The organism is Phycisphaeraceae bacterium, from assembly GCA_040222855.1.
In the GTDB taxonomy this organism is placed as follows: Bacteria; Planctomycetota; Phycisphaerae; order Phycisphaerales; family Phycisphaeraceae; genus Mucisphaera.
In genome coordinates, this window is the sequence record JAVKCD010000019.1 from 255118 (window position 1) to 275916 (window position 20799).

Here is a 20799-nt window from a genome sequence, read left to right on the forward strand (position 1 = left end):
GCTGATGTCGTGAGATGTCAGTGCGAGCGGCGGCGGAGCATCAGGAGGGCGAGCAGCGGTAGGGCTGCGGGCTCGGGGATGGTGATGCTCTGGCCGAAGTTGGAGGCGAGGAATGAGAGGTCGATGAGGTCGATGAGGCCGTCGGTGTTGACGTCGCCCTGGGCCCATCCGCCGGTGCTGTCGAAGTTGGTGGCGAGGATGGAGAGGTCGATGAGGTCGACGGTTCCGGAGAGGTCGGTATCGCCGAAGAGGGCTCCGGTGGCGCTTCCGAGGGAGGTGTCGACGAGGGTGGTGACGAGGGTTTCGTAGTCGGCAGCGGTGACGGCGCCGTCGGTGTTGAGGTCGTACATGAGGGCGGAGTCGGCGACGAGGAGTCCGAGTTGGGAGGTGAGTTGGTCGATGTCGTCGGCGTTGACGAGTCCATCGCGGTTGAAGTCGCCGGGGACGAGGGGGAGGAAGACTTTGTCGAGGGCGGCGGCGATGTCGGGGAGGTCGGCGAAGGCGGCGGCGTCGTTGTAGAGGTATTCGAAGAGGGCCATGGTGGAGAGCGCGGTGTTCCAGAGGTCGTGGAAGGCCCGGACCTCGGAGGGTGTGTTGGCACCGGTGGTCCAGCGGGCAGCGTCGGAGAGTCCGAAGGGGCCTTCGAGGTTATTGATGAGGTGGTGTCGGATGGCGGCGTCGGCGGCGGCTTCATCGCCTAAGAGTGCGAATGCGGCGGACCATGGCATGAAGAGTTCGGGGCTGCCCTGGTCGTTGTAGGGGGAGTACTGTTCGTAGGAGGAGCCATCGGTGTCGGCGCCGGCGTCGGGCTGGAGGAAGAAGGGTCTGCCGATGGAGGCGAAGTAGGCGGCGACTTCCTGCTGGTAGAGGGTGGCGTTGCGTTGCGGGTTCCCGGCGAGGGAGGGGATGGGGTAGGTGTCGTTTCCGCGGTCGGAGGTGTCGGCGAAGAGGGGCATGAGCCATTGGGTGAAGGGTGGTCGGAACTGCGAGAAGGTGGAGACGAGGTGCTCGTTTTCGGGATCAACGAGGTGGTCTTTGGTGCGGAAGATGGCGGAGTGGTATTGCTCGGTGATGGGGACGTGGTTGTCGGTGGAGAGGTGGGCGGCGAGTGAGATGAGCCAGGGTTCGCCGGAGTAGGAATCGTAGGTTCCCGGGGTCATCTGGTTGGTGTCAGTTTTGTAGGCGAGGCTCCAGCCACGGGTGGGTCCGGTGGTGTCGGAGAAGGCGTCCCAGTCGAATCGGTTCTGGAGGGTGTTGATGTCGTCGCGGAGGGTGGTGGAGGTTTCGGGTCGGTTGGCGAAGCGGTGGAGGCCGAGGGAGAGGAAGGCGGTGTCGATGTTGGTTTCTTCGGGGACGAGATCGTTGGCGAGGGTGGTCCAGTTGAAGTAGCGGCCGGGGGCGTGGTCGGCGGAATCCATGATGGTGTTGAAGGAGTTGACGATGGTGTTGATGTACTGGTCGGCGGTGGCGGGGTTGACCCAGCCGTTGTCGACGGCGCGGGGGAGCATGGTGACGACGGCGGCGGTGGCGTTGATGGCGCCGTGTCCTGAGGTGGTGGAGTGGACGGGGATGAGGCCGTTGACGCGGTTGCGTGATCCCCAGAGGGCGTCCCACTGTCGTTTGGCGAGTCGTTCGGCGAGGGTGTGGGTGGGTGTGGTGGCGACATCGAGTGGCCCGCCGGGTTCGACGAGACTCATGTCGTCGATGTAGACGGAGCCGTTGACGGCGGTGCCCTGGTTGGCCTGGATGACGAGGTCGAGGGACTTGGTGCGGTCGAGGTAGTTGGTTTCGGTTCCGGGCTGGATGCCGGAGAGGGACCAGCCGGGAGCGGTGAGGTCGAGGGGGATGGAGACCTGCTGCCAGGTGCCGGAGGCGGGGATGACGGAGGTGTAGGAGGCGATGGCTCCGGCGCCGTCGCGGTAGTCTTTGATTTCGAAGTTGAGGGAGAAGGGGTCGCCGGTGCTGTTGCGGAGTTGGAAGTCGACGGACTGGTAACCGGCGAGGCTGCGGCTGGTGGCGAACTCGCCGGTGGGTCCGTAGGGGGCGAGGGGGTGCTGGACGAAGCCGATGTCGTTTTGTGGGATGGAGGTTGCGATGCGGTAGCCGTAGCGGCCGGAGGTGCGGACGGCGGTGGATCGTGCGAGGGAGGTGTTGAAGGTGAGGGGTGATCCGCCGAAGCGGTTGATGAAGGGCTCAACGGTCTCGCCGTCCCAGAAGGGGACGATTGCGAGGTCATCGGCGGGCGCAGCGACTCCGAGGAGGAGGGTAAGTGCGATGGGGATGGTGGGGCTTGATGACGCCATCAGGTTCTCACAGCATGAACGATGGGTCGGGGGGAGGCGAGGTTCGTTCGTGAAAAGAGGTCAGTTGACGTTGCCGTAGGGGTGACCCCAGTTGAACCAAGGCCCGTTACCAAGGGGATCGAGGGGGGTTGGGCTGCCTTGGTAGGACTTGTATTCGCGGACGGCTTTGTATTCGCTGTGGCCGTCAAGGAAGCTCATGTTGAGTCCCTGGCCGTTGCCGTGGCGGAGGATTTCTTTGCCAGCTTCAGGCCCTGCAGGTAACGGCGTATCGAGGTCCATAGCGATGACGGTCCAGGTAGTAAGGGGCAGTGCGCTGATTCTGAAGTTCAGTACACCCTCTCCAGCGGTCGGTACATAGGTGTTGTCGTTGTACTTGTAGTCGGTGAAACGTGCTTCACCATTGACTAGGTCAATTTTACCGTTCTCGTCAGTTTTAGACTCGTACCATCCCCACCCATAGTTGTTGGTTGAGAAGATATTGGGCGAGACAAACTGATCTCCACCGGTGCTGGATCGTTCGGCCGAGGGGCATTTGAAGGCTTCGAAGGTCCCGATATAGGGCATGATCAGGGGGATCTGGATGCCCTGCCATGCAAACCCTATGTTGACGTTCTGACTGAACCCGCTGGGGAGCGTGATTTTGATTGCGCTTGGGAGGAAGTCCTTGTGGTCATGGGCGTAGAACTGGGCACCGAGGGCGATCTGTCGGAGTCCGGAGAGGCACTTGACGTCTTCGGCGGTGCGTCGAGCGGCACCGAGGGCGGGGAGGAGGATGCCGATGAGGAGGGCGATGATGGAGATGACGACGAGGAGTTCGATGAGGGTGAACCCGCCCCGCATCGGGGTCAGAGGGTTTGGGGCCGTTGAGGGGTTGGCGTCCATGTCGGGTCTCCGTGTGTGACGCGGCGTGGCGCGGCCTCGCGGGGCCGGGGAGAGGGTTTGCCGTGTCTGGATCGAGGAAGGCGGTGCACCCCCGTTGAGGGGTGCACCGGGTGGTAGACAAGAGGGATCAGGCGATGACCCGGCGGCGGGTCAGGGCGAGGGCACCGAGGGCCAGGAGGCTGGCGGCGGCGGGTTCGGGGACGATGCGGATGTCGGCGAAGGTGGCGGTGGCGAACTCGGCGGTGTTCTGGCCATCGGGCGAGAACTGGCCGTAGAAGCCGACGTTGTACTGGAGGGGTCCGCCTTCGAGGTTGGCCCAGTCGAGGAGACCGGAGGACTCGAGGCCGGCGCCGCGTTCGATGACGTACTCGACCTTGCCGGGGACGCCGAAGGTCCCGCTGGGCGTGTAGTTCATCTGCATGAAGATGGTGTCGCCGGGGGTGTAGGAGCCCGAGAAGATGTAGAAGGGTGCGCCTCCGCCGAAGGCGACGATTTCGCCGGCGTCGGAGTTGATGAGGAAGAGGGCGTCGCCTGAGATGCCGGAGTTGACACGGATGCCGGCTTCTTTGCGTGGTGCGACGGAGCCGACTTCGAGGGTGACGTTGGCGCTGATGGAGAAGCCATCGGTGAGGTCGAACTGGGCTTCGGTGGCTCCGCCGTCGGTTGACGCCATGGCGTCGTGACGGTTGGCAAAGCCCGCGCCGGTGTAGCCGGATTCGGCGAACTGGACGACGGATGGGAAGTTATTGGTGGTGGTGAGGGACGTTCCGGGGAAGTCGTTGAAGACTCGTTCCTGGATGTTCATGCCGTTGGTCTGTTCGGCACCGGCGAAGGCGGGTGCGGAGCAGGCGAGGGCGATTCCGAGGGTTGCTAGGGTACGAATGATCTTTCTCTCCATGATGATCCTCCTGGGGTTGGTGAAACGAGATGCGAATCCGGCGTGGCGTGTGCCGCGTCGGTTTGGGACATACGGCTTGTTGGCCGTTGAGAACGCGACTGGTGGGTTGCTGTTGTGCATGATTTCTATCGACGATCAGGCGCGGCGGCGGGTAGCGGCGACGCTTGCGAGGGCGAGGAGTGTGAGTCCTGCGGGCTCGGGGATGGCGGCGGACGAGCCGAAGTTCGAGGCGAGCAGCGAGAGGTCGATGAGATCGACGACGGTGTCGGTGTTGAAGTTTCCGCCAGCCCATCCGGCGGTGTTGCCGAAGTTGGAGGCGAGTGCGGAGAGGTCGATGAGATCGACCTCGAAGTCGAGGTTGGCGTCGCCGAAGAAAGTTCCGACGAGGACGCCTACGAGTTCGTCGAGGTCGCCGGCGTCCACGGTGGTGGAGCCATCGACGTCGTAGAGGGTGTCGGTGGAACCGGCGCGGATGGCCGCGGTGAGGAGGTCGATGTCGTCGGCGTTGACGAGGGTGTCGGCGTTGAAGTCGCCGGGGATGCCTGGGGCGTCGCCGGTGATCTGCCAGTTGGTGAAGGTTCCGCGGCCGAAGTCGGCGGGGAATGCTGCGAGGTTTGGCGGGAACTGGGCGTAGGCACCGAGGTTCGAGTTGGGGATGATTCCGTTTTCGAGGTTACCGAAGTCGCGGGGCCCGCTGGAGACGCCATCGACGAGATACTCCATCGTGGAGGGTGTTGACCCGCCTGGGCCGTCGCCTGGGGTGTAGATGATGCGGAGGTTGATGGTTTCGCCGGTGACGTAGGTTCGTCCGCCGAACTCTGGGCCGTCCCCGTCGAGGGCGGTTGAGCTGACGAAGGGGAACTGTCCGAAGGCGGCGATTTCGCCGTTGGGCTTGATGATGAACTGGCCTTGCCCGCCTACGAAGGTTTCCATATAGATGCCGACTTCTTTGGTCGGGTTGAGAGAGCCGATTTCGAGTTTGATGTCGATGGAAAGGTCGAAGGCTTCGTCGGTCTGGAAGGCGTAGGGGGTGGAATCATCGGTTGACAGCCAGGCGGCGTGTCGGTTGGTGAAGCTTCCGCCGACATCGTCTGGGATGAAGTCGGTTTCAAAGATGACGAACTCGGCGAGGTCATTGTCGGTGACGTTGAGCGTGGAGACCTGGTAGTCGTTGAAGATTCGTTCCTGGAAGACAACGCTGTTGATGTCGTTGATGGCTGCATGTGCGGTCATCGGCACGAGGGTGGCGATGAGGGCAGCGGGCAGCAGCAGGCGAGTTGGGTGGGCGATTCTCATAACTCCGGGCTCCTTGGGGTGACGTGTTCTTTGATGCATGATTCGAAGAGAATCAGTTGGTTGTAGACGAGTTGAGGCGGGCCTTGAAAGCGCTTACACGAGGCATGGAATACGGGGAGAGTCGGGCTATTCTCGCCTTGTTTGTTTTGGTCGGTGACACTTCCTTGAGACTATGGAAACGCTTACATGGTACCTCATGGCTGGCGGGTGTCAAGCATTTCGTGCGTAAGTCGGTGGGAAGAAAAACCCTCATGGGAGGTGAACCTCGAGTTTGAGGGCGGTGCCGGGGGAGGTTTTGAGACGATCCCACGGGATGAGGAGGCCGCCTTGGCGGTAGGGGTGGGGCTGGCGGGTGAGGTTGGGGATTTTTTCGCCGTTGAGGAGGACGGTTTGTGGGCCGTAGCCCTGGGTGCCGACGCGGTAGGTGCAGGTGATGCGTTGGTTGTTTCTTGTGAAGGTGTGCTGGAGGCCGTCGAGGCGGTCTGGGAGGACGGGGTCGAGGAGTAGGGCCTGGTGGGTTTGGTTCCAGCCGAGGAGGCTGCGGAGGACGACGCTGACGAAGATGCCGGGCCCGCTGGAGTAGATTCGCCATCCGCCATGGACGGGGACTTTGCCGGCCATGATGTCGGGGTAGCGTCTGGAGGCTTCGTGTCGGTCGGCGACATCGGCGTCGGAGCTGCTGAAGTAGGCGTTGGCTTGCCTGGGGTTGGCGTTGGGGACGGTGTGGTTGAGGCCGATGGGGTTGATCTGGAGGAGGGCGTGGAGGAGTTGGTCAGCGCGACCGAGTCGAGCGAGGGCTTCGGCGTAGCGGAGGTGGGCGTGGACGTACATGAGTCCGATTTCGCGGCTGAAAGCGGAGGCGGACTCGGCGCGTTGGAAGAATCGTTCGAGGCCGCCGTGGTAATCGGGCGGGCAGTCCATGAGGCGGGCGCCGTCGGGCGCGAGGAGGTGTTCTTCGATGAGGTCGAGGTGGTGGAGGGCTTCTTCGCGATTGAGGACTCCGCTGAGAATCCCGCGGGTCATGGCGATAAGGCTGAGGCGTTGTCCGGTGCGGGTGTCTTCGGGGTGAAGAATGGGCTCAAAGCGGAGGGGGTTTTCGTGAGCGTAGCCGAGGCCGGCGACGACGCCTGAGGGCCTGAGGTGTTTGGCGAGGTCGCGGCGGATGTTGCTGGAGAGGGTGTCGAGTTCTTCGGCGAGCGGGAGGTCGGGGCGGAGCTGGTGGAGTGTGTCGGCGAGTTCGGCGGCGGCCTGAGCGAGGAGTTCGCAGGTCCATGTGCTGACGAGGTGATCGCGGAGTTCGGGTCGTGCGGGTTGGAGGCTGTCGTTCCAGTCGCCGTGACCGTAGCGGACGAGAGCGGTGCCATTGACCGTCTGATTGTTGATCTTGCTGAGAGCTCGTTTGATGTGCTGGAGGATGGTGGCAGGCGGTTGGTTGTCTTCGCCGTAGAAGGGGAGGGTTTGGTCGAGGATGGCATGGTCGCCGGAGGCTTCGAGGTATGCGGCGAGTGCTTTGAGGGGCCAGACGATGATGTCGCCGTGGCTGTCGGCGGTGCGGATGTGTTCGTAGCCGTCGAACATGAACCACTGCGGCCAGTCGCCATCGGGCTGTTGCTGGGCGAAGACGCGGAGGAGGATATCGCGGACTTCGTGGGTTTTTCCGAGTGCGAGGAGGAGTTCGACGGGTCCCTGGCAGACATCGCGGACGCCCCAGGCTCCGCCTGTGTACTGCTCGAGTCCGTGGGGTGAGGCGAGGTGGATGACGGCGTTGTGGATCATCCAAGGGAGGGCATCGTTGAGTCGGGTGATGGCGGGGTCACTGTGGGTGAGGGTTCTGTCGGCATCGAGTGTGGACCAGAGATCGTGTTGGGGATTGTTCGAGGTGTCGTGACCGGCTGCGTTGTGGTCGGCGCTGAGGGTGATGGCGAAGTTGTTCGTAGGTTTGGTGGTGATGGCGACGACGGGGAGATTTCTGGAGCGGCCATCGGCGAAGAGCAGTTCGTCTCCGCCTATGTTGTCGATGGTCGATGGGTCCTGAGTCTGGAGGATGAGGCGGAGATCGGATGTTGTTGTGGCGGGGGAGAGTGCTAGTTGGCCGGCTTCGGGATCGATATCGAGTTGGATCGTGTTTTCGTTTTCGATGTTGCCGAGGATGGGGTCTGCGAAGAGCAGCAGGCGGACGGGTTCGCCTTGGGCCTGGATCTCGCAGTTGATGTCGGGGCCGTTGTTGTTGGCGTAGGTGCGGATGGTGAGGATGGTTTGCGGGGCCTTGTAGATCCAGCGCGATTGCTGGCGACGGATTTCCATGGCGGAGGGGACGGCGAGGAGTTGCCATTCGTTGCCGGTATGAATGGCGATGCGTAGCCCGCCTCGTCGGGTGATGTCGAGTGGACTGCGTGCGACGGGGAGGAGTTTGTGGAAGACGGTGTTGCCGATTGTGAGGTGCGAGGCGAAGACACCGTGCATCCAGACGGTGGTGGAGAGCTCTTTGCGTGTGGGCATCAGGCTGGATGCGGCACGGAGGATGTGGCCGTGGGGGCGTTCGGTGAGCATCTCCTTGGCACGGGTCACGACGTGGGCATCGTGGTCATGGAAGAAGGAGAGGAGGGTTTGGTTGTGGTGTTCTTCGTGTCGCCAGGGGCCGGGGAAGTGGTCGGCGAGTTCACTGTCGGTCATCGACTGGGCCTGGAGGATCGAGAGTTGGTCGAGACGATGGCGGTCGATGCGTGCGGTTGAAACGGGGGACCTGGGTGATGCTTGCTGAGCCCAAATACTGAGGTTGGTCAGGAGATTGAGATCATCCTCGGATGAGATCTGAGGGTGATCGGGAGAGAAGCTGGCGGCGAAGAGCCATTGGGCGGGGTTGTTGTTGGTGACTTCGGCGGGAGCGGCTTGCTGGGCAAGGCAGGCGGACTCGTGCTGGCGGACGGCGGTGCCGATGAGGTTGGCGTTGAGTCGTTCGGGTTGTCCGGTGGCACGGCTGGTGCGGCCAAAGAACTGGTGGGTATCGGTGAGGCATCCGACGGCGCCGGTGATGCAGGCTTGTGCGAGCCAGGGGTGGCGACGACCCTTCTGAGGCCGGTTTTGTCGTGTGAGGAGGACGGGGCCGAGATTTGCGTCGCTGTGGATCTGGTGGTCGAGGTACTGGCTGGCGTAGGCCTCGTTGATGAGGACGGCGTCGCGCATGGTGAGGGCGATGTCCTGGACGAGGATGACGTCGCAGGTGTGCGGTGTGGAGCTGGTGTTGGCTTCGATGCGCCAGCACCAGGCGGTGTCGTTGGGGTGGAGGTGGAGGGTGCAGTTGATGTCGAGGTCATGGGAGCGGAGTGACCAGCGGGCGTGGTCTTCGGCGACGGCGAAGGAGCTGTTGGAGGCGGGGCCGGTGAGTGGGACGGCGTGGATGCCATCGGGCTTGTGGATGCGGAGGTAGAGTCGGCTGATGGCCCCGCGGAGCGGATCGGCGAGCATCTGATTGATGAGCAGGCCATCGTGTTCGATGGCGTGGATGACGCCGTTGGGCTGGAAGGTGATGCTCAGGCCGGCGGCGTTCTCGATCCGGCGTAGGGGCATGGTGGCTTCGGAGCGCAGGGTGCGCCGCGAGCGGACTGGCTCGGTCGTGGTGGTGTTCGGGATGTCGGCGACTGGTTTCATGGATCAGGGTTTGCGGATGTCAGCGGGGATGGGTTCGTCGGTGAAGATCGAGATGCTCTGGGTCTGCTGTCGTTCGGCTTCGGTGAGTGGTCGGAAGCCGGCTCGGTCCATGCCGCGTTGGACTTCGGGGTTGCGCTGGAAGAGTTCCCAGACGAAGCCGGTGCGGTGGTTTTCGACCATGAGGAGGGTGATGCCGATGTCGATGCCGATGACCTGCTCGTTGTACCAGTCGGTGTGGGGGTTGAAGGCATCGACGAAGCCGTAGGTGGTCCAGGATTTGGGGAAGCGATCTTTCATCTCGCGGAGGGCGGGGATGGTGGCATCGGGTGCCATGGGGATGGAGCCAGCGGGGGCGCAGGGGACGATGACGCCATCGATGGGTCCGTCGTAGGGCGGGGCGCCGACGACGCGGTAGCCGTCGGGTCCGTCGGCGGCGGTGAGTCCCCACATGGTTTTGCTGTAGAGGGGGAAGCGGTCGGCGAGATCGACGACGGCTTGTTGCTGGGCGAGTGTGGCGAGGATGGAGTTGCGCCAGTAGTCGGCGTAGTCATCTCGTTTGTCGCGGAAGTCGTACCAGGCTTGTGAATACTGGTGGGTGAAGAGGGGCGGGCAGGAGAGGAAGGTTCGCCCGCCATAGGTGACGACGTATTTTCGTTCCCAGGCGTGCCAGGCTTGTTCGTCGAGGGGATGTGTTTTGGAGCCGAGTCCCAGGAGGTAGAGGATTTTTAGTTCGTTGTAGTCTTTCCAGTGGTGGGGTAGGAAGCCGGACTCGGGTTTCCATCCCATGCTGAGGGTGGCCTGGCCATCGTGCATCCAGGGCCATTCGACGCGGTCGTAGATTTTCTGGGCGATTTCGGCGGCTTCGGTGTCGGCAAAGTAGGCCTTTGAGGTGAGGACGCCGGCGATGAGGAGGGCTGTGTCGATGGAGGAGAGCTCACACTCCCAGACGCGTTTGCCGGTCTCCATGCTGATGAAGTGGTAGTAGAAGCCGTGGACATTTTCGAGTTCATCGTGGACATAGCGGAGCGTGTTGAGGGTGCGGTCGTAGGCCTGGTCGTGTGAGACCCAACCGCGTTCGGCGGCGATGGTGTAGGCGGTGAGTCCGAAGCCGACGGATGCGATGCTGGCGACGTCGCCGGCGGCGGAGCCGTCGGCCATGGCGCGGTCGGGGACGAGTCCGGTGACGGGGTCGCCGGTGCGCCAGAAGAAGTCGAAGCTCCTGCGGCCGAGTTCTTCGAGGAAGGCGTCGTCGGCGGGGTCGATGGTGGGTTGAACGACGGCCGACACCGAGGTGACGGCGAGGGTGAGGATCATGAGCAGGCAGAGGGCGTTGCGGATCAAGGTGAACCTCATCTGTAGAAGGAGAAACCGCTTACATCTAGAGACACATGGACAGAGCGATTGGTTGATGCGTTGATTCAGGAGCAACCGCAGGTTTTTCGGGCGACGAAGCGAGTCGGGACGGAGGGGGTCCAGTCGTCATCGGGCGACTGTTTACGGAGTTGCATGAGGGCGGCCTGGACGGCTAGTTCGCCGAAGGCGCGCATGGGGACGTTGACGGTGCTGAGGTCGAGGTGTCGTGCCATGGGTTCGTCGTCGAAGCCGATGAGTTTGATGTCTTCGGGGACGCGGACGCCGGCGTGGCGGAGGGCGTCGAGGGCACCGATGGCCATGCGGTCGTTGAGGGCGAAGATGGCGTCAGGCATGGGCTTTCCGGCTTCGAGTCGCTCGCTGACGGCGCGGTACCCGCTGTCTTCGCGGAAGGAGCCGTGCCAGAGGGCATCGGGTGGGAGTCGGATGTCGGCTTCTTTGGCGGCTTTTCGGCAGCCGAGGATGCGTTGGCGAGAGTCGGAGGAGTCGGAGGGTCCGGTGATGACGGCGACGGATTGGCAGTGGTGTTGCACGAGAAGGTGGCGCATGGCCTGGTAAGCGCCGGTGGCGTTGTCGATCTCGACGACGAGGCTGTCGCAGTGGTCTGCGGGTCGGTCCATGAGGACGACGGGGACGCGGGAGGTGTCAAGGTTTTCGAGTAGTTCGCCGGGGAGCTGGAGGTTCATGACGACGAGGGCATCGACGCGGCGTTCCATGACGTATTGGCGGACGAGTCGGACGCCGTCGGTCGGGCTGTGGCCGAAGGCGAAGACGGCTTCGTAGCCTTCGCGGGAGGCTTCTGCGGAGATGCCTTTGAGGACCTCGGCGAAGAACCCGCTGTCGAGGTCGGGGAAGATGACGCCCAGGGTGTTGGTGGCGTGGCTGGCGAGGGATCGGGCGGCGTAGCTGGGGGCGTAGTTGAGGTCGGCGATGGCTTTGAGGACGCGTTGTTTGGTGGCATCGGAGACGGGGGCGGTTCCGTTGAGGACACGGGAGACGGTGGCGATGGAGACGCCGGCGCGTTTTCCGACCTGCTCGAGGCTCATGGGTGTCGGTCCGGGTGGAGACAGAGAATCATCGCGGGCCGGGGCTCGCGTAAGCGTTTACATTGTGAGTGTACCCCGGAATGGGTCGTCCGCAAGGGCGTTCTGAAAAAGAGTGGCTGGGGCCAAGGGGATCGAGCGGCGAGCTGTATGAAGGTCAGGTGCCCGAGGGGTAGCGGAGGCGGACTCTGAGTCCCTGGCCCTGGAAGATGGCACCGGAGGCGTCGATGCGGAGGAGGGTGAAGCCGTCGAGCTGGTCGCCGGGGCGGAGGCGTTGGTTGTCGATGAGGACGATCCCCCCTCGGGCGTCGCGGAGGAGGGCCTGGAGTTTTCGGGTGGAGAGGAACTGGCGTGCGCGGTCTTCGGGTGTCTGGGTGGCGTTGTAGGTCTGGGGTCCTGGGGTCTGTTGGGCGGCTGGGTCGGTGAGGGCCGAGACGGCGAAGGGGTTGCGGGGCTGGTCGGTGTCGGGTTGCTGAATGCGACCGGCGACCCGGAGCAGTTCGGCGAGGGAGCCGATCGACTCGGTGAGGGTTGGCGTCGCTGGTGACGTGTTGGGTGAGGTGGGGGTGGCTGAGCTGAGGATCGAGATCGCTTCGGCGGGTTGGGGGTCGCTGGCTCCGCGGAGGACGAAGTGATCCAACCCGAGGGCGCTGACGGCGAGTGTCATGACGGCGATGAGGATAGAGCGTTGTCGGGTCATGGGGTGGCCTCCGGGTTGGTGGCCGTGATGAGGCCGGAGGCGATTCTGTCGGTTGGCGGGGTGGCGTACCAGGTCATGCCGAGGGTGAGGGTCATGGGGCTGTCGGATGCGGTGGGCGTGTCGCTGGCTGTGGAGAGGTTGAACTCGGTGATGCGTAGGTCGGGGAAGTCGGAGCCGAGGCGGTCGAAGAGCTTGCGGGCGTTGGTGTAGGTCGCGCTGGTTTGGGTCTGCAGGGGAACGATGACAAAACCATCCTGCAGAGCTGGGTCGGCGGGTTCGATGCGTTCGGCGCGGTGGTCGAGTTGTTTGAGGAGATTGGCGAGGTCGCGGAGTCTTCGGTTGAGGGCGTCGGCGGTCAGGAGTTGGTTGGAGCCTTCCTGAGTCAGCAGCAGCAGGTCATCGCGTTGTTTTTCGACGCTGCGGAGTTCGGTCTGCGATGTGGCGAGGGCTGCTTCGGTTTCCTGTTGCTGTTGGCGGGCGATCTCTGCGGCGGTGTTGCTGAGGATGGACGAGATGACAAACCCGCCTGTGACGAGGATGGCCAGGAGGATGACCGCGCCCAGGGCGTCGAGTTGCGAGATTTTGAGGGGTGGGTTGTGTTTGGTCATTGCTCGCCTCCGCGTTCTGCCATGAGCGCGAGGATTCGGAATCGGACGCGTTCGTCATTGGGATCGAGGCGTCGTGATTCGTCGATCATCACGCGTTGGAAGAGGCCGGTTGCTTCGAGGCGTACGGCGTAGTCGGAGACCGAGGCGGTGTCGCTGGCGTTGCCTTCGAGGTCGATGCGGGCTTGTTGGAGCGGTTCGGTGGGTGAGGCTTCGGATGGTGTTGCCAGGCGCAGGGAGCGGAGGACGATGAGATCGCCCTGGACGGCGGCTAGGGCGTCGAGGAGGAGGCCCCAGTTGGGGTGGTGCCGGATGATTCTCGCGCTGGCCGTCTGCTCGTGGAGGCGGGCGTGTTCGGCGCGGACGGTGATGATCTGGGCGTTGACCTTGGAGAGTTTTGACTGGAGGTTGGCGAGGGTGGCTCCCTGCTCGGGTTGTTGCTGGGAAGCCCAGACGACGCCTACGGTGGCGGCTGTGCCGGCGAGCGCGATGATGGTGATGGAGGTCCATCGCTGGAGCCTGCGGCGGAAGCGGCGTAGCTCGATTCGGTATTTCGGGATGAGGTTGCCGTTGCTCATGCGGCGGCCCTCCATCCGGATGCAGCCAGGGCGAAGGCGAGCTCGGTGCCGGGTTGCGGGTCGTTGGTGTTCTGGGAAATGTCGGCTTCGATGGTGCGTGCGAGGTGCTCGGCGACTTGCGGGTAGCGTGCTCCGCCGCCGGTGAGAATGATTCTCGGTCGATCATCCTGGCTGCCGAGACGGCTGACGTAGTTTTTGCAGACGGCGGTTTCTTCGGTGACGAGTCCGGCGTACTGCCTGATGGCTTTGGTCAGGGTGGGATCATCTTGCGTTGGGGTTTCGCTGGATTGAGTCTGCTTGAGTAGTTCGTGGACGGTGGCGAAGGGTTGTCCGGCGGTCTCGGCGACGGTGGCGAAGAGGGTTTCTAGGCCGGCGGGTTCGATGGTGCGTTCGTAGACCACGCTGCCTGAGAGGCAGGCGATGACGCGGCAGGCGCTCCAGCCGAGGTCGACCAAGAGGGTCAGGCCGCGCTCGGTGTTGTCGTTGACCAGGGTCGTGGCGAGCGCGAGGGCGGGGACTTCGATGCGCTGGGTGTCGAAACCGGCCTGGGTCATGCTTTCGATCAGCTTGTCTGCGTGCGCGTGTTCGAGCACGTAGGACATGATCTGCTTGCGGCCTTTGGCGCCTTCGGCTGGTTCAGCGCGGTGCAGGGCATACTCGAAGCCGGTGGGCTCGATGCGGTGAAGCCTTGACAGGGCCATCCGCGCGGCTTGTTCGGCGGCGACGGGGTCTGACGCTGAGGGGAGTTCGACGATCGAGCTGTGCAGGTGTTCGATGGGTGCGGCGAGGACGCATGATCGACCGTGGAAGCCACGGAGTGTCATCAGGCTATCGAGCTTGCGGTACCAGGTGGCATCGTCGGTGTGGTCGGGCCGTGTGATTGAGAGTGAGGCGGAGATGCGCGGGTTGGTCGCGCTGCCTGAGAGTTGGACGGCTTTCACCTGACGGGTGCCGAGGTCGAGGCCGATGGGTGATCGTCGTGAGAGGTGGAGGTTCATCAGTTACCTCCTGCGCTGGCGGTGAGGTCGAACAGCGGGAGGAAGAGACTCACGGCGACGGCGCCGACGAGCAGGCCGATGAAGACGAGGACGGCGGGGCCGAGCATGTTAAGGACGGCTTTGAGAACGATCTCGTTGTCTTCGTCCATAAACTCGGCGACGGTGATCAGGAGTGTGTCGGTGGTGCCGGTCTCTTCGCCGTTCTTGAGGGCTTCGTAGAGCGAGACGGGGATGAGTTCGGTGCGGCCAAAGGATGTGCTCAGGGGTGATCCCTGGGCGGTGGCTTCTTCGGCGCGTTCGAGGAGGGCCTGGTAGTGATGGTTGCTGACGGTGGTTCGTGTGAGTCTTAGGGCGTCGAGGAGATCGACGTGGCTGGCGAGCAGGACGCCGAGGAGTCTCGCGATCCGAGCGCTGACGAAGCCTTGTGTGACGGTCTTGACCAGAGGGGCTCGGACCAAGAGGGTCTGGACGTGGCTGCGGCCGATGTCGGAGGCGAAGTAGCGGACGATCCCCGCCACGATCACCAGCAATGCGGGGACGATTCCCCACCAGTAGGCGGTGAAGAGTTCGCTGGAGACGATCATGGCTTTGGTGAGTGGCGGGAGCGGGACGTTCATGGTTTCAAAGAGGGTCGAAAACCTGGGCAGGACCACGCTGATGAGCATGGCGACCATGCCGAAGCCGACGAAGAGGACCATGATGGGATAGGTCAGAGCGCCCTGGACCTGGCGGCGGAGGTGGAGTTGGTTGTGGGTGAGTGAGCCGAGGCGGGCGAACATGTCATCGAGTTTGCCTGAGCTTTCGCCAGCGGAGACGAGGCTGCAGGCGATGGCGTCGAAGTAGCGGGGGTGCTGCTCCATGGCTTCGGACATCGGGATGCCTTCTTCGAGGCGTTCTCTGATCTTGACGAGCATGGCACGCCAGGCGGGATCGGTGGACTGTCGTTCGACGGCGTTGATGGCGGTAACCAGTGAAGCGCCGGACTTGAGAAGCACGTGGAGGTGTCGTGCGAAGGAGGCGACGAGTCGGAGCCGTTTGTTGGTAGAGACATACTGCCAGCCGGTCTTGCGCTTGGCGGTCTTTTTGCCGGCCTTGACCGGCTGGAGGTCGGTTGCGAAGAGGCCTTTGCGATGCAGGAGGTCAGCGGCCTGCATGGCGTCGTCGGCTTCGATGATGTCGCTGACGACATGTCCGGAGGCGTTGAGGGCCTGGTAAGCGAGTTTCATGCGGCCCTCCGTTCCTGCTCGCCGGGAGACTGGGCGTCGAGCATGTCGTCCTGAGTGACGCGGAGGGCTTCTTCGAGGCTGGTTTGGCCTTCGACGGCGAGGCGGACGGCTTCATCGCGGAGGGTTTTTCCCCCGATTTCCCGCCAGGCTTCGCGGAGGACGTGGGTGGGTTCAGCGCGGTGGACCATGCGTCGGAGGGCGGGGACGATTTCCATGACTTCGTAGACGCCGAGGCGTCCTTTGAAGCCGGAGTTGTGGCAGCTCTCGCAGCCAGCGCCCATGTGGAAAGCGCGGCTCTTGTCGGGATCGAGCCCGGCGTCGCGGAGGACGTGGGGCTCGGGGTAGTAGCGGGTTTTGCAATCGGGACAGACGCGTCGTGCGAGGCGCTGGGCAACGACGCCATTGATCGCACCGGAGAGGAGGTAGGACTCGATGCCCATGTCGAGCAATCGGGAGACGGCGCCGGGCGCGTCGTTGGTGTGGAGGGTGGCGAGGACAAGGTGACCGGTGAGGGCGGCCTGAACGGCGACACGGGAGGTCTCGTCGTCGCGGATCTCACCGACCATGATGATGTCGGGGTCCTGTCGGAGAATACTGCGTAGGGCGCGTGCGAAGGTCATGCCGATCTGGGTGTGGACCTGGATCTGGTTGATGAGGTCGAGCTGGTATTCGACGGGGTCTTCGACGGTAACAAGGTTGGTCTCGGGGCTGCGGAGGAGTTCGAGGGCGGAATAGAGGGTCGTGGTCTTGCCGCTGCCGGTGGGACCGGTCACGAGGACGAGGCCGTGGGGCTGCTTGAGCATGCGTTTGAAGGCGTCGAGCTGTTCTTCCTGAAATCCGAGTTGTTCGAGACGGATGCGGAGATTTTCCTTGTCGAGGATTCGCATTACGAGCTTCTCGCCGAGGAGAGTCGGCATGCTGGACACACGGATATCGATCTCGCGGCGTTCGGCGACGATCCGGATTCGTCCTTCCTGGGGGAGTCGTTTCTCGGCGATGTCCATGGACGCCATGACCTTGATTCGTGAGGAGATGGCGGCGTGCATGCCGGATGGCGGGCTCATGAGTTCGCGGAGCATGCCGTCGATGCGGTAGCGGATGCGTGTGCCTTTTTTCTCGGGCTCGACGTGGATGTCGCTGGCACCGTCGCGGATGGCGGTGAGGAGGGCGAGATTGACAAGGTTGATGATCGGGCTGCCGGTGGCCATCCGGTCGAGGTCGGTAACGGGGCCTTCATCGACGGCTTCCTGCTCAACGAGTGTGACGTCGGACTCGGCGAGTGAGGTGAGGAACTGGTCGACATTGACGTCGCCGGAGCTGTACTTGTCGATGAACTCGCGAATGTTGGCTTCGAGGGCGAGCACCGGGCGGACCTGGCAGCCGGTGATCTGGCGGATCCTGTCGATGGCTGGGAGAGAGTGCGGGTCGGCCATGGCGACGGTGAGGGTGCCGTGGACTTTGAACATCGGGATGGCGATGAGTCGTTCGCACTCTTCGACGCCAAGAAGCTCGAAGAGCTCGGGGTCGATCAGGCCGTGGCGGAGTTGGCAGCCGGGCATTCCCTGAACACGGGCGAGCGCGTTGATGAGGGTGTTGGCTTGGATGACGCCTTGTTCGACAAGCACTTCGCCGAGTTTTTTTCCGCCCGTCTGCCGGCGCAGCGCATCGGAGAGCTGCTGTTCGGAGAGGTGACCTCCGTCGAGCAGGACTTCGCCGATGCGCTTGGGTGGTCCTGTGTCACTCACAGGAAGCTCCTGGCGGCTGCGTTGACATCGACGTAGTGCTCGAACATCGAGTCGAGGTCGGTGAGGGTGAGGACTTCACGGATCAGGGCGTTGGCGGAGGCGAGCTTTAGGACGCGCCCGCTGGCGGACATTGACTCGGTGAGGTCGACGAGGGTTTCGAGGGCTTTGCTGTCGAGGAAGGGGACGGCGGTGAGGTCGACGACCACGCGACCGAGACTGGATTTATTGAGGGGCTCGGCGGCTTTGCGGAGCGTCTCCCCTGCGTCGCCGGTGAGGGGTCCGTTCGGCGCCAGCACGGCGACGGCCCCGACGTTGGTCTGAGCGATCTCCATACCTGGTCTCCTTTATCCCACGACCGCGGCGCCGACCACGGCGGGGAGGCTCAGGGTGAAGGTGCTGCCCTCGCCGGTAATCGAGGTGACGGTGATGTCCCCGCCATGGAGGCGTGCGATGTCCCGGGCGAGGCCCAGGCCGAGTCCGGTGCCGGTGATGCCCTTGGTGCGTGCATCGTCGGTGCGGAAGAAGCGATCGAAGATGCGCGGCAGGTTCTCTTCGCTGATACCGATGCCGGTGTCGACGACACGGACGGAGAGTTTGCCGTCGGCGACATCGGCTTCGACGGTGACGGTGCCAGACTCGGGTGTGTACTTGATGGCGTTGCCGACGAGGTTGTGGATGGCCATGAGGAGCTTGTCCTGATCGCCGGTGAGATTAGGAAGCCTTGGAGGGAGATCGAAGCGGAGGGTTTGCTTCTTGGATTCGGCCTGAGGTCGATGGTCCTTCTCGACCTGTTGGAGGATCTTTTCGAGGTGGACATCATCGCGGCGCAGGCTCATGGCACCGGCTTCGATCTCGGAAACCGAGAGCATGTCCTGGACGACCCGCTCGAGGCGGCCGGACTCGGTGTTGATGACGTTGAGGCACTCGCTGCGGGTTGCGGGGTCTTTGTCGCCGTGCTCGATCGCGGTGTCGATGTGCAGTCGGATGTTAGTCAGCGGGGTGCGTAGCTCGTGGGCGGCTTGGGCGAGGAAGGCGCTGTGGGCTTCCTGAGCGACGCGTTGCTGGGTGATGTCTTCGATGATGACGATGGCGGCTTCGTTGTCGGATCGTCGGGACGGGCGGGTGATAAAGCGGAGGACGCCGGTGCCGCCTTCTTCGCGCTGATCGACTTCCATGATGCCCCGGCTGTAGCCGCGACTGAGTGTTGCCCTGCGGGCGGCATCGAGTACGCCCTCGTAGGTGATCAACTCGGCCAGGGGTGTTCCGGTGCAGCCTTCGGCGTCTTTCTGTAGGAAGGCGGCGGCAGCGCCGTTGGCGTAGGTGACGCGGAGCTCATCGTTGATGAGGACCATCCCGCTTTCGATGGCTTCGCAGGCGGCACGGAGCGACCCGCCAGCGGCTTGGCGGCGGTCGGTTTGCTGCTGTGCCTCGTGAACGAGTTTGCCGCTGCGGAGTGCCTGGTACTCATCCAGGAGGCGGTTCCAGTTTTGCGCCTCGCGTCCAAAGGATTCGCCGAGTCGGAGTGTTTCGGTTTCGAGGTCATCGCCATCGAGGTCGGCGAGGGCTTTTCTCAGGAGTGCGGGGGCGAGGAGGTGCCTGCGTATGAGCAGAAGGCTCGTGGCTAAGCCCGCGAGTGCTAACCCGCCCAGGGCGGCGGGCATCCAGGCGCTGGTGCTGAACCAGCCCCAGGTGAGAGCGGCGATCAGGACCAGCAAGCTGGCGATGGTGCTGATGATCGCAGCGGGCGGCTCGCCGGGCAGTAGCCAGCGTCCGAATAAATCTCCCAGGTTCTCTCGTCGGCCCTTGTGTGCCACAGGGCATACCTCCTACAGGTCATGTCCTGAGCATCATCGACCCAAGTTCAAGGGTGCTTAATGGCCAGGCCAGTTATGCAGGACGACTCGTAGAGGGAACCTGATCGAGAGAAAAGTTACAGGTGGACCTTAAGCGGTCAGGTTGAGCGGACGATCCTGAGCTAGCCGGGGGTAGGAAACTGCGAGTTGCAGTCCTTCCGGTGTGAAGTAGGGAACCGTTCGACTAGGAGCTAGATGATGTTCAGGTACCGTGCGGGATTCAGTCTGATTGAACTGATTGTGGTGCTGGTGATTCTCGCGGTGATCGCGGCGATTGCGATCCCGAGGATGAGTCGAGGTGCGAACAACGCAGACATCACAGCGATGCAGGCTGACCTCGCGGTGCTGCGAGGAGCGATCGAGCTCTACCGTGTTGAGCACACCGGGTACCCGGTACTGGCGGACATCAAGTCTCAGCTCACGGGCAAGACGGACAAGGACGGGACGATCAACACGTCGGGTGCTTATGGCCCATACATCGCGGTGATCCCGCCTCTGAAGACGGGAGCCAAGGCCGGCGAGGTTGATTTCGCGGCCCCGGCGGCGATCCCGCCTGCGGCTGAGGTCGATGATGTCGGCTGGTTGTACGACGCGGCGTCGGGCTCGATCTGGGCGAATGACAGTACTCACTTCGATAAGTGATCCGGGCTTCCGGATCGCCTAACGGGGCGGACAGGGAGCGTAACCATGGATGGTTTGACGGCCTCGATGCAGCGTGAGACCCGGAGTTCGCTCCGAGCCTTCACGCTCATCGAGGCCGTTTGCGTGCTGGTGATTATGGCGGCGCTGGTGGGTGTGGCTGCTCCACGGTACGCGGCGTCGCTGGAGCGGTATCGGTTGGATCTCGCGGCGCGGCGGATCGTGAGTGATCTGGCGTACGCCAAGACTCATGCACGCAGGACCAGCACCACCGTGAAGCTGACCTTTGATACGAGCACGGACCGGGTCCTGGGCACAGGCTTGCCTCAACCGGGCAAGCCAGGGGAGAGCTACAGCCTGTCGCTCGGAGATGATCCGTTTCTGGTGGGCTTCTCAGGGGTTGATCTGGGCGGGGACGTGGCGATTGTGTTCAATGGTTATGGGGACCCGGACTCGGGTGGTCAGATCAAGCTGATCGCGGGGAGCCGAGAGTTGATCATCGACGTGGACCCCACGACGGGCCAGGGGGTAATCCAGTGAGTTGTCGGTATCGTCGCGGACTGACGCTGATTGAGCTGATGCTGTCGTTGTCGATCGCCGGTCTGCTGGTGGCGGGGATGACGGCGTCGCTGACGTTGTCGATCGATGCTGCGGAGATGGCGACGATCGACTCGGCGGGTCCGGATCAGGCGGCGAGGGCGCTGGAACTGGTGCTGGCTGATCTTCAGCAGTCGATCCGGCTTGATGAGTATGGCAGCCAAGTATTCCTGATGACGCCTGATCGGACTGTGCCTGCGGACGGGTTGTCTGAGTCGGTGCTCTACCTCTGGTCGGGAACGGCTGGTGACTCACTGACGCGGGTCACCAACAACGGGACGACAGCGACGATCGCTGAGGACGTGAATCTGTTTGAGATCGAGATCGACACGCGGACGATCCCGGCCAAGGCGGTGACGGACACGGCCAACCCGCTGTCGTGGGGCTATTTCTTTACTGTTCGTTAGGGTCGAGGAT

The 20799-nt window shown here is 63.3% G+C and carries 18 protein-coding genes; 3 read left to right on the plus strand and 15 right to left on the minus strand.

What is annotated here, in order from left to right; translation table 11 throughout:
- Positions 1-17: 17 nt before the first annotated feature.
- The 15 genes from RIG82_06270 to RIG82_06340 all read right to left on the minus strand — a co-directional run bounded on the left by RIG82_06270 (position 18) and on the right by RIG82_06340 (position 19107).
- Positions 18-2303 carry a dockerin type I domain-containing protein gene (locus RIG82_06270; protein MEQ9460536.1) on the minus strand — a complete coding sequence of 762 codons (2286 nt, stop codon included), beginning with the start codon at positions 2301-2303 and terminating at the stop codon, positions 18-20.
- A 60-nt stretch (positions 2304-2363) separates the two neighbouring features.
- Positions 2364-3185: a prepilin-type N-terminal cleavage/methylation domain-containing protein gene (locus RIG82_06275; GenBank protein MEQ9460537.1), complete on the minus strand. Its 822-nt coding sequence runs from the start codon at positions 3183-3185 to the stop codon at positions 2364-2366.
- Positions 3186-3312: 127 nt separating this feature from the next.
- Complete coding sequence (locus RIG82_06280) at positions 3313-4083, minus strand: hypothetical protein (protein ID MEQ9460538.1); 771 nt, start codon at positions 4081-4083, stop codon at positions 3313-3315.
- 135 nt (positions 4084-4218) lie between these two features.
- The gene (locus RIG82_06285) at positions 4219-5379 is read right to left on the minus strand and encodes a hypothetical protein (protein ID MEQ9460539.1); all 1161 of its coding nucleotides are present in this window, start codon (positions 5377-5379) and stop codon (positions 4219-4221) included.
- 249 nt (positions 5380-5628) lie between these two features.
- Positions 5629-9027 carry a hypothetical protein gene (locus RIG82_06290; protein ID MEQ9460540.1) on the minus strand — a complete coding sequence of 1133 codons (3399 nt, stop codon included), beginning with the start codon at positions 9025-9027 and terminating at the stop codon, positions 5629-5631.
- 3 nt (positions 9028-9030) lie between these two features.
- Positions 9031-10380 carry a glucoamylase family protein gene (locus RIG82_06295; GenBank protein ID MEQ9460541.1) on the minus strand — a complete coding sequence of 450 codons (1350 nt, stop codon included), beginning with the start codon at positions 10378-10380 and terminating at the stop codon, positions 9031-9033.
- A 65-nt stretch (positions 10381-10445) separates the two neighbouring features.
- On the minus strand, positions 10446-11444 hold the full coding sequence (locus RIG82_06300; GenBank protein ID MEQ9460542.1) for a LacI family DNA-binding transcriptional regulator: 999 nt from the start codon (positions 11442-11444) through the stop codon (positions 10446-10448).
- Positions 11445-11598: 154 nt separating this feature from the next.
- Positions 11599-12141, minus strand: coding sequence for a hypothetical protein (locus RIG82_06305; GenBank protein MEQ9460543.1), 543 nt, complete (start codon positions 12139-12141; stop codon positions 11599-11601).
- A complete protein-coding gene (locus tag RIG82_06310; GenBank protein ID MEQ9460544.1) occupies positions 12138-12749 on the minus strand; it encodes a hypothetical protein in 612 nt (203 codons plus the stop codon). The genes RIG82_06305 and RIG82_06310 overlap by 4 nt, the downstream gene beginning before the upstream one ends.
- Positions 12746-13324, minus strand: coding sequence for a hypothetical protein (locus tag RIG82_06315; GenBank protein MEQ9460545.1), 579 nt, complete (start codon positions 13322-13324; stop codon positions 12746-12748). The genes RIG82_06310 and RIG82_06315 overlap by 4 nt, the downstream gene beginning before the upstream one ends.
- Complete coding sequence (locus tag RIG82_06320) at positions 13321-14322, minus strand: hypothetical protein (protein MEQ9460546.1); 1002 nt, start codon at positions 14320-14322, stop codon at positions 13321-13323. Before RIG82_06320 ends, RIG82_06315 begins: the two co-directional genes overlap by 4 nt.
- Entirely contained in the window at positions 14322-15548 is a 1227-nt protein-coding gene (locus RIG82_06325; GenBank protein ID MEQ9460547.1) for a type II secretion system F family protein, read from the minus strand. The genes RIG82_06320 and RIG82_06325 overlap by 1 nt, the downstream gene beginning before the upstream one ends.
- Positions 15545-17293, minus strand: a complete 1749-nt coding sequence (locus tag RIG82_06330; GenBank protein ID MEQ9460548.1) for an ATPase, T2SS/T4P/T4SS family — start codon at positions 17291-17293, stop codon at positions 15545-15547. Before RIG82_06330 ends, RIG82_06325 begins: the two co-directional genes overlap by 4 nt.
- The gene (locus RIG82_06335) at positions 17290-17625 is read right to left on the minus strand and encodes an STAS domain-containing protein (GenBank protein ID MEQ9460549.1); all 336 of its coding nucleotides are present in this window, start codon (positions 17623-17625) and stop codon (positions 17290-17292) included. The genes RIG82_06330 and RIG82_06335 overlap by 4 nt, the downstream gene beginning before the upstream one ends.
- Before the next feature lie 12 nt (positions 17626-17637).
- The gene (locus tag RIG82_06340) at positions 17638-19107 is read right to left on the minus strand and encodes an ATP-binding protein (protein MEQ9460550.1); all 1470 of its coding nucleotides are present in this window, start codon (positions 19105-19107) and stop codon (positions 17638-17640) included.
- Positions 19108-19341: 234 nt separating this feature from the next.
- Here RIG82_06340 and RIG82_06345 point away from each other — a divergent pair, with 234 nt between their 5' ends.
- From RIG82_06345 to RIG82_06355, 3 genes are read left to right on the plus strand one after another with little or no spacing between them, the layout of a single operon-like run.
- Positions 19342-19788, plus strand: coding sequence for a prepilin-type N-terminal cleavage/methylation domain-containing protein (locus tag RIG82_06345; GenBank protein MEQ9460551.1), 447 nt, complete (start codon positions 19342-19344; stop codon positions 19786-19788).
- Positions 19789-19833: 45 nt separating this feature from the next.
- On the plus strand, positions 19834-20325 hold the full coding sequence (locus RIG82_06350; protein ID MEQ9460552.1) for a hypothetical protein: 492 nt from the start codon (positions 19834-19836) through the stop codon (positions 20323-20325).
- On the plus strand, positions 20322-20789 hold the full coding sequence (locus tag RIG82_06355) for a type II secretion system protein (GenBank protein MEQ9460553.1): 468 nt from the start codon (positions 20322-20324) through the stop codon (positions 20787-20789). Before RIG82_06350 ends, RIG82_06355 begins: the two co-directional genes overlap by 4 nt.
- The last annotated feature ends 10 nt before the right edge of the window (positions 20790-20799 follow it).

What these genes read in the sequence shown, in the direction of transcription:
- RIG82_06270 (MEQ9460536.1), bottom strand. Translation starts at nt 2,303, where the DNA reads ATGGCGTCATCAAGCCCCACCATCCCCATCGCACTTACCCTCCTCCTC.
- RIG82_06275 (MEQ9460537.1), bottom strand. Translation starts at nt 3,185, where the DNA reads ATGGACGCCAACCCCTCAACGGCCCCAAACCCTCTGACCCCGATGCGG.
- RIG82_06280 (MEQ9460538.1), bottom strand. Translation starts at nt 4,083, where the DNA reads ATGGAGAGAAAGATCATTCGTACCCTAGCAACCCTCGGAATCGCCCTC.
- RIG82_06285 (MEQ9460539.1), bottom strand. Translation starts at nt 5,379, where the DNA reads ATGAGAATCGCCCACCCAACTCGCCTGCTGCTGCCCGCTGCCCTCATC.
- RIG82_06290 (MEQ9460540.1), bottom strand. Translation starts at nt 9,027, where the DNA reads ATGAAACCAGTCGCCGACATCCCGAACACCACCACGACCGAGCCAGTC.
- RIG82_06295 (MEQ9460541.1), bottom strand. Translation starts at nt 10,380, where the DNA reads ATGAGGTTCACCTTGATCCGCAACGCCCTCTGCCTGCTCATGATCCTC.
- RIG82_06300 (MEQ9460542.1), bottom strand. Translation starts at nt 11,444, where the DNA reads ATGAGCCTCGAGCAGGTCGGAAAACGCGCCGGCGTCTCCATCGCCACC.
- RIG82_06305 (MEQ9460543.1), bottom strand. Translation starts at nt 12,141, where the DNA reads ATGACCCGACAACGCTCTATCCTCATCGCCGTCATGACACTCGCCGTC.
- RIG82_06310 (MEQ9460544.1), bottom strand. Translation starts at nt 12,749, where the DNA reads ATGACCAAACACAACCCACCCCTCAAAATCTCGCAACTCGACGCCCTG.
- RIG82_06315 (MEQ9460545.1), bottom strand. Translation starts at nt 13,324, where the DNA reads ATGAGCAACGGCAACCTCATCCCGAAATACCGAATCGAGCTACGCCGC.
- RIG82_06320 (MEQ9460546.1), bottom strand. Translation starts at nt 14,322, where the DNA reads ATGAACCTCCACCTCTCACGACGATCACCCATCGGCCTCGACCTCGGC.
- RIG82_06325 (MEQ9460547.1), bottom strand. Translation starts at nt 15,548, where the DNA reads ATGAAACTCGCTTACCAGGCCCTCAACGCCTCCGGACATGTCGTCAGC.
- RIG82_06335 (MEQ9460549.1), bottom strand. Translation starts at nt 17,625, where the DNA reads ATGGAGATCGCTCAGACCAACGTCGGGGCCGTCGCCGTGCTGGCGCCG.
- RIG82_06345 (MEQ9460551.1), top strand. Translation starts at nt 19,342, where the DNA reads ATGATGTTCAGGTACCGTGCGGGATTCAGTCTGATTGAACTGATTGTG.
- RIG82_06350 (MEQ9460552.1), top strand. Translation starts at nt 19,834, where the DNA reads ATGGATGGTTTGACGGCCTCGATGCAGCGTGAGACCCGGAGTTCGCTC.